Origin of the sequence: Leptospira borgpetersenii serovar Javanica (assembly GCF_003046425.1) — a bacterium.
Lineage (GTDB): Bacteria > Spirochaetota > Leptospiria > Leptospirales > Leptospiraceae > Leptospira > Leptospira borgpetersenii.
In genome coordinates, this window is sequence record NZ_QAJG01000002.1 from 207,501 (window position 1) to 220,000 (window position 12,500).

General features: G+C 43.1%; 11 protein-coding genes and 1 pseudogene (2 of these 12 cut by a window edge). 4 read left to right on the forward strand and 8 right to left on the reverse strand.

Features of this window, described 5'->3' with window-relative positions:
• Positions 1-524, forward strand: the 3' portion of a protein-coding gene (locus CLV95_RS02625) for a pyridoxine 5'-phosphate synthase (protein WP_002724633.1). The gene continues 229 nt to the left of window position 1, outside the view; only the last 524 of its 753 coding nucleotides appear in the window; its start codon lies beyond the left edge, outside the window; the stop codon is at positions 522-524.
• Here CLV95_RS02625 and CLV95_RS02630 read toward each other — a convergent pair.
• Positions 496-1,527 (reverse strand): hypothetical protein, encoded by a 1,032-nt coding sequence (locus tag CLV95_RS02630; RefSeq protein ID WP_002738327.1) that lies wholly within the window; start codon positions 1,525-1,527, stop codon positions 496-498. The genes CLV95_RS02625 and CLV95_RS02630 overlap by 29 nt on opposite strands.
• On the opposite strand from CLV95_RS02630, the gene CLV95_RS02635 reads away from it, so the two are divergent.
• A complete protein-coding gene (locus tag CLV95_RS02635; RefSeq protein ID WP_002734510.1) occupies positions 1,475-3,292 on the forward strand; it encodes a S41 family peptidase in 1,818 nt (605 codons plus the stop codon). The genes CLV95_RS02630 and CLV95_RS02635 overlap by 53 nt on opposite strands.
• Before the next feature lies 1 nt (position 3,293).
• Positions 3,294-4,892 carry an L-aspartate oxidase gene (nadB, locus tag CLV95_RS02640; protein WP_002724524.1) on the forward strand — a complete coding sequence of 533 codons (1,599 nt, stop codon included), beginning with the start codon at positions 3,294-3,296 and terminating at the stop codon, positions 4,890-4,892.
• A gap of 37 nt (positions 4,893-4,929) precedes the next feature.
• On the opposite strand, the gene omp85 (CLV95_RS02645) is transcribed toward nadB, so the two are convergent.
• From omp85 (CLV95_RS02645) to CLV95_RS02665, 4 genes are all read right to left on the reverse strand, one after another.
• A complete protein-coding gene (gene omp85 / locus CLV95_RS02645; protein ID WP_026054845.1) occupies positions 4,930-6,555 on the reverse strand; it encodes an Omp85 family outer membrane protein in 1,626 nt (541 codons plus the stop codon).
• A gap of 263 nt (positions 6,556-6,818) precedes the next feature.
• Entirely contained in the window at positions 6,819-7,502 is a 684-nt protein-coding gene (lsa25, locus tag CLV95_RS02655; RefSeq protein WP_002724539.1) for a surface adhesin Lsa25, read from the reverse strand.
• Between the two features lie 7 nt (positions 7,503-7,509).
• Entirely contained in the window at positions 7,510-9,045 is a 1,536-nt protein-coding gene (omp85, locus tag CLV95_RS02660; protein WP_002724537.1) for an Omp85 family outer membrane protein, read from the reverse strand.
• 282 nt (positions 9,046-9,327) lie between these two features.
• Positions 9,328-9,951, reverse strand: coding sequence for a M23 family metallopeptidase (locus CLV95_RS02665; protein ID WP_002734519.1), 624 nt, complete (start codon positions 9,949-9,951; stop codon positions 9,328-9,330).
• Positions 9,952-10,142: 191 nt separating this feature from the next.
• Here CLV95_RS02665 and CLV95_RS02670 point away from each other — a divergent pair.
• Positions 10,143-10,262 (forward strand): annotated as a pseudogene (locus CLV95_RS02670) (LemA family protein); the annotation flags it as partial.
• A 31-nt stretch (positions 10,263-10,293) separates the two neighbouring features.
• Here the strand turns inward: CLV95_RS02670 and CLV95_RS18710 are convergent.
• The 3 genes from CLV95_RS18710 to CLV95_RS02680 form a co-directional block, all read right to left on the reverse strand.
• On the reverse strand, positions 10,294-10,440 hold the full coding sequence (locus CLV95_RS18710; RefSeq protein WP_016757815.1) for a hypothetical protein: 147 nt from the start codon (positions 10,438-10,440) through the stop codon (positions 10,294-10,296).
• 679 nt (positions 10,441-11,119) lie between these two features.
• Positions 11,120-11,635: an acyl-CoA carboxylase biotin carboxyl carrier protein subunit gene (locus tag CLV95_RS02675; protein WP_002724555.1), complete on the reverse strand. Its 516-nt coding sequence runs from the start codon at positions 11,633-11,635 to the stop codon at positions 11,120-11,122.
• A protein-coding gene (locus CLV95_RS02680; protein ID WP_002724609.1) for an acetyl-CoA carboxylase biotin carboxylase subunit crosses the window boundary here: on the reverse strand, positions 11,632-12,500 show its 3' portion. Its footprint extends 595 nt past the window's final position; only the last 869 of its 1,464 coding nucleotides appear in the window; its start codon lies off the right edge, out of view — the gene reads right to left on this strand; the stop codon is at positions 11,632-11,634. Before CLV95_RS02680 ends, CLV95_RS02675 begins: the two co-directional genes overlap by 4 nt.

Here is a 12,500-nt window from a genome sequence, read left to right on the forward strand (position 1 = left end):
ACAACATGGAAGGAGAACCCTCTCCCCGTTTTTTAGATTTGCTCCTCAATATAAGACCCGATCAGGCGACCCTTGTTCCCGTAACTCCCGGAGAAATCACCTCCGATCACGGATTCGACTTCAAAAAGGACTTAACGATCCTTCAAGAATATTCTAAAATTCTAAAGAAAGAAAAAATCCGCACTTCCCTTTTTGTGGAAACCGATCCGGAAAACCTGAAACTCGCCTCTCTTACGGGAGCCGACCGTGTGGAATTTTATACGGGGCCTTTTGCAGAAAAATTCGATCGTTCTCCCCAAATCGGACAAGAATGTTTTGAATCCTTATACATCCCTGCCGCAAAGGCCGTACTGAGCCAAAAGATGGGAATCAATGCGGGACACGATTTGGACCATGACAGTCTGAAAATTTTTTCTCGTCTTCCGGGACTTCAGGAAGTTTCCATCGGTCACAGACTGATTTCCAGAGCTTTGGAAACCGGGATCGATCAAAGTGTTAAGGACTATCTTCAAGCTCTTTCGTGAGATATCGAAATCCTTCAAAACTCGGATCTCCTTGAATCAGATAAAACGCGGCTTTTTTTAGATGCAGCGCCAATTTTTTCGCGTTCTGGTTTTTTTGTGAGGTTATTTCTAGAGTTTCCTTAAATTTCTTCAAATGTTCCGCGGCTTGGATCCTATTTTTGGATTTTACAGACTGACGAAATTCCTTCCACGCCCTCGTAACTTCCTGATTTGGGGATTGCATTTTTTCCAAGGTTTGTTTACGCACAACTCCACTTACGTCCCAAACTTCCCGATACGGATGGGAGTTCTCCAGAAATTTATAATATTCTTTCGTATAATTCACTTCATTGGGTTTTACGTAAACGAGTACGTCCGATTTTCCCACACATTCCGAAAAAATCCCTTTTTCCAAAGATTCTTTCCCGATTTCCTTTAGAGCCACAAGTACGATCAGATCCGATAAAGTTTCGTTCTTTTTTCCGTCCTTGCAATTTTTGATGGCTCGAAAATATCTTTTTTCCACTTCATCGGCGGAGAGAACTTCTCCTTGCTCAAGCTCCAAATGATACGCAACTTGAAAAACCTGATCCCGATAAAGGCTGTCCGAAGGATCCGCATTTCTCGCTCGAAGCGCGTATTCCAATGCCTCCGGATAATTTTTTGAGGAGGATAAAAGTACGGAAAGATTGTAACAGGACAGGGCCCGAGCGGGATGTAAAGACCGACAACTCGATTTGAGAAGTCTCATGGAAGATTCCCTTTCTTGAGGAGTTCCGTAAAATTCCAAAATCGCCTGTTCTTGAACCATTTCGAGTGCAAATCTACCGGAACCGGGCATAGAAACCGTGGAACAATAGAACCCAAAAATCAAGAGAACGAAGATAAAACTTACGTCCCAAAGAGATTGACACTTTGAGATTTGAATAGAGAATGAACTGAAAATTTCCTGAAATCCGAGGAACACAAGTTTGAAAAAGGGATCTGTCACATTTTCGTCGTTACTTTCCATTCTTTTGACCATTTTTATCCTATATTGCGAGCCCACATCCGGCAAGTCTCCGGCCAAGGCGGATTTTACCCTCAAAGATTTTGATAATGTGATTAGTACGGTTTCCCGCTATTACATCGATAAGAATATCGATAAAAACCGCGCTTATCGCGAAGCCGCAATTTACGCTCTCTTATCGCTTCCTCATTCCATCTATCTCTATCCCGAAAGCTATTTCAAGGAAAGAGAAAAATACGAGGAAAAAGACGAAATTTTTCCCGGAAAAACATTCAAGATCTCAACAGACGATTCCTTTATCCTTTTTGATCCGGATTACACGGAAGTGGAGAAAATCAGGGACCGCAAGTTGAAAGAGGATGCGAATAGGTCCAAAGTCAACGATGAGGAAGTAAAAAAGATCGTTGAAAGGGAAAAAATCCGTAAAAATGTCCTTTCGTCAAAATGGGAACGAACCGGTTTTAGCAAAAAGGACTTTGATCGAGTTCTCGCATTTATAGAAACCAATCTGGACAAATACAAGGATTCTCCTCTAAAAGACCCTTTCGGAGAATCCGAAGAAAAATCCAAAGAACCGTTCACAATGAACGACGTTATGCTCGCTGCGGCAAACGGTTATCTTTCCTCTCTCGATCCTCATAGTAACGTATTCCTAAGATCCGCCTGGGAAGAATCAATGGCCAAAATCCAAGACGGAAGTTTTGAAGGAATCGGAGCCATTCTTTCAGGTGGAGGAAACAGAGAAGTCGTCGTGGAAAATCCACTCGAAGGAAGGCCCGCAGTGAATGCTGGCATACGTTCCGGAGACGTAATTCTCGCAGTAGACGGAAAATCGATTAAAGGAATTCTTTTAGATAAGGTCGTGGAAAAAATCAAAGGGAAAAAAGGTTCCAAGGTCGCACTTACCATTCAGAGAAAAGGAGTACCGGGAACCTTACATATTGAAGTCGTAAGAGATACGATCGAAATCAAAAATCTGAGCAGTAAACTGATCGAAGGCCACGAATATATCGGCTATATCAAACTTACCGGTTTTGTGAAGTCGGAAGACGGACCTTCCGTAGACCGAGAATTGATGGATAAATATAAAGAACTCGAAAAAGAAGCTCAGGCGAAAGGTACCAGGCTCAAAGCGGTGATCCTCGATCTGAGAAACAACGCGGGCGGTTACTTAGATCTTGCAATCGATATCGCGGATATGTTCATTGAAAAGGGTTTGATCGTTTCCACCAAAAGCCCGAATCGCAGCCCGGAAGACGCTTATGCCAAGAATAAGGATATCACCAATTTACCGTTAGCCGTTTTGATCAATGCGAAATCCGCTTCTGCTTCCGAAATCGTCGCGAGTGCGATCAAACATCACGGAAGAGGTTTGATCCTCGGAGAAAGGACTTTCGGAAAAGCTACGGTGCAAAAATTGATGCCTCTCGGAAGTGACTATCTGATTAAACTCACACAAGCTCGTTATTATTCTCCTTCGGGAAATACAATTCAGGTCGTAGGAGTAAAACCGGATATAGAAATTTCTTCCGAAGAAGACGGTTCCTTTCCATTCCGGTTCAGAGAGGAGAACATGTGGAATCATCTTGCCGAACTTCCGCCTGCCGCCGAGGAAAAAAGTTCTTTCGACGTTAAGAGTTTGGAAGCTTGGGTTCGAAAGAACGGAAAAGCCTCCGAATTCATCGCGGCTCATAAAAACGATCCGATCAAACCGGACTACCAGCTCATTCGTTCCTTAGATTATATCGAAGCGCTTATTAACACACAAAAAAAGAAATAAAATGCCCCGTATCAAGACGGACTTCCTAGTCTTAGGGAGCGGAATCACGGGCCTCTTCGCGGCCTTAAAATTAGCTCCCTACGGCTCCGTTATCATCATCACAAAAAAATCGGATTATGAGTCCAACACGAATTACGCGCAAGGCGGGATCGCCTCCGTTTTTGCGGAAGGCGATAAACTTGAGGACCACGTCAGGGACACCCTGGAAGCGGGAGCCTGGCTTTGCGATCCGGCAGCGGTTCAAATTCTCGTGGAAGAAGGTCCCCCCCTAGTCAAAGAACTACTCGACTACGGAGTTCCGTTTAATTTGGAACCCTCGGGAAAATTCGATCTTTCCAGAGAAGGTGGGCATGGAAAGAATCGAATCGTCCACGCACACGACAGAACGGGGAGAGAAATCGAAAAGACCCTTCTAAACGTAGTCAAACAGAATTCAAACATTCGAATATTAGAATATCATACTTTGGTAGATCTAATTACGCCTCATCAATTAAAACGTAAAGGACTTATCTGCTACGGCGCCTACGTCCTTTCCAATCGTACAGGAGAAGTTTTTCCGATTTTGGCGAGAGAAACGATTCTTGCGACTGGAGGAGCGGGGCAAGTTTACTCTCATACGACCAATCCTAAGATCGCAACCGGAGACGGTGTCGCTTCCGCATACAGGGCCGGAGCGCTCATCAAAAATATGGAATTTTACCAATTCCATCCGACCGCACTTTATCACGAAGATGGAAATTCTTTTTTAATTTCTGAAGCAGTTCGAGGAAAAGGTGCGATTCTTTTGAATAAAGATGGAGAACCGTTTATGAAACGGTATCATTCGATGGGGGACTTGGCTCCGAGAGATGTGGTAGCAAGAGCTATAGACTCCGAAATGAAAAAAAGAGGAGAGCCGCATGTTTGGTTGGACGTCACTCATCTTTCTTCCTCTCAGATCAAAGAATCTTTTCCCTCCATTTACGAGAAATGCAAAGAACTCGGAATCGATATCACTACGGATCGAATACCGGTCGTTCCGGTTGCACACTTTCTTTGCGGCGGTGTATCTTCCGATTTGGAAGGAAGAACAACAATTCCAAATCTTTCTACAGCGGGCGAAACCGCATGCACGGGAGTTCACGGTGGAAATCGTCTTGCATCCAATAGTCTTCTGGAGTGTCTTGTTTTCTCCAATCGAATCGCCAAAAGAATCGGAAAAGAAAAGCCGGAATTCACAAAAGCGCACGACGAAATCCCTTCTTGGAATAAGGAAGGAATGGTCAATACCGAAGAGTGGGTTTTAATCTCTCACGATTTAAATGAAATTAAAAATACGATGAGCAACTACGTGGGAATCGTCCGTTCCAATTTACGTTTAGAACGCGCTAAACGCAGAATGGATCTGATCTACGACGAAGTAAAGGATTATTACAACAGAACAATTATCACCAATCCTTTAATCGAACTAAGAAATTTGGTGATTGTAGCGAAACTCATCATTCGTTCCGCGTTGTCCAGAAAAGAAAGCAGAGGGCTTCATTTTTCCACAGACTATCCGGAAAACAGAAGTCCTTCCCGTGTCGACACGGAAATCCGCAACGACAAAATCCGATTTTAAGGGAAGAAATATTTTAAATCATTAGAATATTTTACTTTTAGAATGTGTGATTGAAATTGACGAAAAGTTGCTCATCCTCTCTGGAAACCGCGTAGTCCATCATGATGATCGTTGCCTGATTCCAAGCGATTCTAAGACCTAAACCTCGGGAATATTTGTAATTCGATAAACCGACCTTATATTCGTCGTCCCATACTCGACCGAAATCCCAGAATGGAACTATATTCAACGCGAAGTATTCCCCTCCGACCGAAAAATCGTGAAATTTCCAACGAGCTTCCACAGTCCCGAAACCCATCACACGTCCGACAAATCGATCCTGTTTATAACCCCGAAGAGTTCTTAGGCCTCCGAGCCCTGAGACGGTATTCTCCGTTCCCCAAAGATTTCTATATTCAAAAAACGGCACGTTCCCGTCTGAAACTCCGAAACCGAATCGGGACGCAAGAACCAATTTTTCAAACGCCTTCGGAAAAGGATTATAAAAGAATTTTGCATGTCCGAAATATTTCTGAAAATCAAAATCGGAAACGATCGTTTTGGAGGCCTTTTCGTAAGTTACCTCTAAAAAAATTCCCGAATTCGGATCGGGTTCGAAATCCCTCGTATCATATACGAGGCCGATCTTACCAGTATTCACGAATCCTCCGTGATAACCCAGAATCTTTCCAGCCTCTGCATCTTCTGTAAGTCTTGTCTTCGCGTTCGGAACCCTTCCCGAACTGCTGAGAGGAGTTCCCTCAAAGATCGGATCGACCGATTTTACAAACCTTCCGTCGTTCGCCTTTACGATGTTATTCGAAAAACGAAAACCGGCCACCAGCCTCACAGTTCCGTACAAAAAGGATCTTTCCGAACTGAAGTTCAGCTGAGGAGTTTGGATCGTATAACGATTATACATACGATCGGTCACCTTAAACCCCTCGCCTCCGGAATAAACTCTTCCTCCGAATTCTATGGGATCAATTGGGCCTCCAGGTCTCTGATATAGAAACGTGGATTCTTGAGAATTGTACCCTGCGTTTGCAACATAGATTCCGCCGGGTTGATTTCGTTCCCGATATGCAAGAGGTTTTAAAGTAGATTCTCCCACGCCGAAATATAAAGTAGTCGGAGTGATCGTAAGAAGTGCGTCGGTGCGAAGTCTCCAACGAGTGTTCGCTACGTAGGGCATATCCAGACTGAGCTGGTGATATTGCGCATTTTTTGTCGTATTAAAATATTGGGCGAAAAAACGAAGTCGGTACGGGGTATATTCGAAAAATGGATCACTTTTTTCTCCGTTATTGTATCCGTAAACCCTAATCCCGTATCCAATCCCCTCATTCGGATCGGAATTGACTAATGGAAGACCGGTAGGATACCAGCCTTCTTTTTTGTTGTTTAAATCCTTTTTACACATCTGTTTGATCCGATCGATCGGAAAAGGAAGATCCTTTTTCTCTTCAGATTTATCACAGCCCGTAAAATTCTCTTGGGCGAAAATTTTTAAGTAAGGAACAAACGCACATCCGAAAAAGATCAGAATCGAAAGAACGGATTTGCGAAATTTTCTAAAACCCCTTTTTCTTCTTCCGTAGAAAAGAAAAACGAAAGAAGTTTGTAACTTAAAAATCAGATTCTTATTTTCATTTCTCCGAATCAAAAGTTTACGAAGTGTCATCGTAGAGACCGATGTTTTCAAATCGTACATAAAATTTTTCTCATATTCCGGGAAGCAGCTCTAAAAATTTGCCTCACGTCCCCATTTGTCAAAGTTATACCCTCTCCGTAAATTACGGGAAGAAGCTAATCGAAAAAACCATTTTCGACTATCTCATTTCCTATCTCCGAGCCGCATCACATGAGATACGAAATACCTTTCCCACAAAAGTGTGAAGAAGGAGAGCCTTTCACCTCCACGGCTTTATATAAAACTCGGATTTCTTAGGGAAGATTTCTGACACAACGAACGAAGTATCGGCTCGTTTTAGTGAAAGTGGTATCTTCCCCAAAATGAGTAGCTTCAAAATTTACGGCACGGGCCGTATCCACCGTTCCTTCCTGTGCCCAAGAAGTCCAGTAATAGTCTTCCACGGTATTCGGAAATTTTATGAGGAACGCATTCAAACTTCCAGAACCGGTAAGAACCTTTAACTCCGGAAGGGTGGGAAGTCTCCAATCGGAATGTTGCCCGGTACGATCCTGACTGCAAGAATTATAAGCCTCACTTACTCCTGAAAATCCAGGTGTTTGTCCGACTAAAGCCGGCGGTAGGGAAATCGTATTACAGTCGTTCAAATTTAGGGAACAATACTGAAAAAGAGAAGCTCCGTATCTTCCGATGATCGTAGAAGCATCATTGATCCCTTCACAATCGTACTGGCTGTTTTGCCCAACTCTAAGAACCTGCCCCTGAGTGCAAATTTTCCACATAAGCCCACTCGTGAAATCCGTGATCGTTTCGGAAGCCAAATTCGTCGAATAAGAGTTAAAAATCAACATTCCCGCAAGTAAAACCTTTGTGTCCTCGTTGATAAATCCCAAGGTCGTATCGTCCGGCTTTTCCTCACAGTTTGTATAAAGAAATAGTGCGATAACGAGTATTATAATATTTTTATATTTTTCCATGACTCCCTCAAAAAATGTGGTTAAAGTTCATAAATATCTGTTTGTCTTCCTTGGAAACGGCGTAATCCAACATCAAAATCGTACTCTGATTCCAAGCGATTCTAAATCCTAAACCTCGGGAATATTTATAATCTTTTAGACCTACGTTATGTTCATCGTCCCACACCCGACCGAAGTCCACAAAAGGCACCAGATTTAAAGCGAAATGTTGTCCGGCAACGTTAAAATCGAAAAATTTCCAGCGTAATTCGACGTTTCCCCACCCCATCGCCTTCCCGGTAAAACGATCCTGTTTATAACCACGTAAAGTCCTTAGGCCTCCGAGTCCGGTAATTCCTCCTTCTGTAGACCAAAGATTTCTATACTCGAAAAAAGGTGCTTCTCCCTCCGTCAAACCGAACGCTCCTCGACCGGCAATCACTAGTTTATCAAAAACTTTCGGAAATGGACTGTAGAATAATTTGATCTGAGTAAAGTACTTGGAATATTGAAAATCGGACCCGAAAGATTTAGCGATTTTTTCGTAAGTCGCTTCTAAAAATATTCCTCGATTCGGATCGGGCTCCAAATCACGAGTATCCAAAACCAACCCGAACCGCACCGAATTTACGTTACCTCCGTTAGCTCCGATAATTTTTCCAGCGTCGGCATCCTCGGTAACTTTCGTTTTTCCATTCGGAGTCATACCCGAATTACTAAAAGGAGTTCCCTCCGTCAATGGGTCCCTACTTTTTACAAATTGACCGTCGAAAGTTTTAACGGTATTTTGGGAAACTCTAAGTCCCGCAACCATTCGAACCAATCCCCCGAAGAAGATATGTTCCCCACTGAGATTGAATTGTGGAGAACGGATATCGTAGCGGTTATACATTCTATCAGTAACTCGAAATGCATCGTTCACAGGAAAACCGGAGTAATTGGCTCCCTGAAAATCAATCGGATCTCCGGGACCTCCGGGTCTTGTAAAATAGATATTCTTTTCTCGTTCATGATACGTCGAGTTTCTCGCGATTTCTCCACCGGGTTGATTTCGCTCCTGATAGGAAAGATTCTGCAACGATCTTTCTCCGATGCCATAGTACAACGTATTCGGATTTGTATCGTAAATCAAATCGCCTCGAAGTCTCCACTTGGTATCGAAAATATAAGGAGCGTCGAAACTGATGTCTTGATATTGCCTGTTCTTAGTCGTATTAAAATACTGAGCAAACATTCGAAAACGATAAGGGGTATATTCAAAAAACGGATCCGTCTTTTTTCCGTTGTTGATTAAGAACACACGAACTCCGTAACCCACACCTACATTCGGATCGGAATTTAAAAGAGGAAGACCAGTGGGAAACCAACCCTCTTTCTTTTTACAAATATCTTCCGGCCTCAGGCGTCTCATCTCTGAAATCTGAAAAGGTAAATCCGTCCTTGGCTTTCTTGAAACATCGTCCATAAAAGATAGTTTTGAACAATCCTCTTGTCCATACGCCGCTCCTGCGGTTAGAAAAAACAAACCCGCTGCAACACCTACGATTTTCAGAAATCTTTTCATGAATTTCTCGCTTCTTTATTTCAGAACCAAACGGAAACGGTTCAGGCATATACTGTCAATTGGATTTTTCCAGGAATTTGGAAATACATTAGGAAAACTAGGGTCGAACTCCGCTTATTCATAACAATTGGTATAATACTTTGGAAAAGAGGAAACCTCGATTGTGACGGGAAATTCCAATCCGCTTTCAAACCGATCACGATGGAAATTAAATGTTTCCGAGAAAAGCAACGCCCATCGCATCGATCCGGATTTTCGAAGTTCGAATGAAGGGGACGAAGTTCAGCGTAAAGAACGCGTATTTTTGAATCTTCTATGTTTGCGGATGAATTCTTTCGGGCTGAGATAACCTTGTATGTCCTTGCCGTAACCTCCTCCTGTGGGAAGAAAGAAGTCGTCCCTCATTTCAAAATGGAGATGAGGTCCGTAACGGCGATTTGCGTCGCCGATCTTACCGATCTTTTTTCCTTTTCGGATTTTATCTCCCTTCGAAACATTCATCTTAGAAAGATGCGCATAGAGAGAATTGATCCATTGCCCGTCCGAAAGCCTGTGTGTAAGAATGAGAACGTTTCCCCACCCCGGTCCCGCGTCACCGGCAAACTTTACGATTCCGTGCGAGACCGCATACACGGGATCTCCGTAGTCGTTTCTACCGACCGCGTTCCAATCTTCTCCGAGATGAAAATTCTTTCCAAAGGGCTGAAGATCGTAATAACCTTTTGCGTTCGGTGCCCCGACGGGAAAATCGAATCCGTCGGAAATAAATTCGGGATGTTTGTGGAAGAATGTTTTCGCTTCTTCGAAGCCCAGTTCTTCCTGAAGAGAAACGTCCTGGGCTTGTAATTCAACCGAACCGTTCCAATCGAAACGTTTCCAAATTTCCAGTGTGTTCTCGCAAAACACAAAGAGAAGAATACAGAAAAAAACAAAACGAATCGCCACGAAGGCCAACGAAGTCAAAAAGCCGAAAGAAGCAATCGAAATTTATCAGAGAATTTCAAAAGTATTTAGATAAAGATTTTCCTTTTTAAAAAATTTAACTTACACTCCAGCATAAAAATAAAAAACCCATTCCGACGAGGAAAAAGGATTTTTTGAAAACGAAGATAGATCTCAAATTATTTTCGGTAACGACTCCGATTCTTTTGTTTTTGGCCTCTTCCAATTGCGGTTACAATACGATTCAAGAAGAAGATGAGGCGATCAACGTATCTAATGAGATTTACTTTGTATTCTCCTCATCGCTTACTTTACCTGTTTCACTCCTGCATCGTTCTCCTTTCCGAAGTGAATCTCGGATTCGGTTCGTTCATACGGATTGTTTTTCCGTTTCGTTTTTTTGTTCGTTTCGAGTTTGTTCAAAGACAGTTTCAAACCCAAAAATCGGATCATAGATCGTTCGGTGTGCTGTCATCGATCTCTTTTACGATAGCATAATTCTTTTTTGAAATCTCGTTTGCCCTTTGGATGAATACGTTATCCGCCTCCTTCCCAAGGGTCACTCCGTTCTCGTAACAAAACCGAACATCCAAACCATTCGATTCTTATCTTCAGGAATATCTTTCTGAGATTCCAATCTAAAACTTCGGCTGTGTTCTTTTGAAACCACCAGTTGCGTACCTTACGATCACGACAAATTTGTCGTCACCGTAAGTTGACTATAGTAGTCCATATAGTCCTTGATCGCGTCGATCAAGCCTTGATAGTCGCGAGTCTGGAAGAAAATAAACTCTCGACGTCTTGGAAAACTGGTATCCAATCTTCCGAACGCCTTTAAATTTCCTACAACAAATGTTTGGTCCGATCGTGAAATTGTTGGACTGCTTCCGAAAGCAGACCGACCCTAAGGTTCGAAATCCATGGGTCGAATCGCGAAAGAATTGTCTCTGCGATCCCTTGTTCAATACGATCCTTCAAGAACGAGCGGAAAGCCCTCTCGCCGTTTCACAACTGAGTAATGGGGCTACGATTAATGCTGCACCACTTTCGGTTAAAACGACAAAATTTCCCGAAAAACAGTTTATAATTATCGAATATTCAAATTACAAAAAATACACTTCCTACAAAAGTTTCAAGACGTTCCTTTACTCAGGTTCAACTTCAAAATCACGTCGTCTTGGGCAACCATACTTCCCTCTCCCACGAAAACCTCTTCCACGATTCCTTCTCCCGGAGAAAGAATATTGTTTTCCATTTTCATCGCTTCCACAATTGCAAGTATCGTTCCTTTTTGAACCGAGGCTCCCGGTGACACAAGAATCCGAATGACCTTACCGGGCATTGGACTTTTGATCAAACCATCGTTTCCTTCCTCTTCGAGATGCACTTCTCGGTTGGATAAAAATACCTTCGTGTTCCAGCCCTTGTAGTGGATGAAGATCTGATTTCCTTTGCGGAGAATTCTCCAATGATTTCCGGGCCCTGAAAAAAGTCCGTCTCCTTCGCTCTGAAAATTTCTGGAAATCCTGAAGTCGCGAACGACTCCGTCTAACAGAATCGATACGGACATATCTCCCGGTGAATTTGAACGAACCCGAACCGGTATTTCTTCTTCTTTATGTTTAAAAAGAAAATTTTCTTCGATCACCAAAAACCTCCCGGACCGACCGCTTCCCAAATTCCCTGGGACCTTTTCTTTTCCGAAAGAGCCGAGGCCGCAAAGGAAAACGCATCGGCTTGTATTTCCCTTTCGGGAACGAAAAGAATCGTCTGTTCTTCCAAAAAGTGCGTGTGAATACGTCCCTTTTTAAATTCCTCATGGGAGAGAATTCCGGAAAGAAAAAACGTATTCGTTACCGGCCCAAAAATCACCGTGGAATCGATGGACTCCTTGAGACGGGCCGCACATTCTTCCCTGGTTTTTCCCCAGGAAATCATCTTGGCGATCATAGGATCGTAGTAGACCGTGATCTCTGATCCTGTTTCCACTCCCGTATCCACTCGAAGGAATTCGCGATCCGGAAATTCAAGATATTCTAATATTCCCGTGGAAGGTAAAAAACTATTTTCGGGATCTTCAGCATAGATGCGGGCTTCGATTGCGTGTCCGTTCCGAGTGATTTCTTTTCCGCCGGTGAGATCCGAAAGTTTTTTTCCTTCCGCGACTCGAATCTGCCATTCCACTAAGTCCTGTCCGGTGGTATATTCTGTGACCGGATGTTCCACCTGCAGTCTCGTATTCATCTCCAAAAAATAGAACTTTCCGTCCTTCCCTAAAATAAACTCTACAGTTCCGGCTCCCACATAATCGATAGACTGCGCCGCTTTGACCGCTACTTGACAAATTTCGTCCCGGAGTTCAGTAGGAAGATTGGGAGCGGGAGATTCTTCGATCACCTTTTGGTGCCTTCTCTGAATCGAACATTCCCGTTCAAAAAGATGCATAACGTTTCCATGTTTGTCTCCGAAAACCTGCACTTCGATATGCCTAGGCATCTCTATGTATTTTTCTA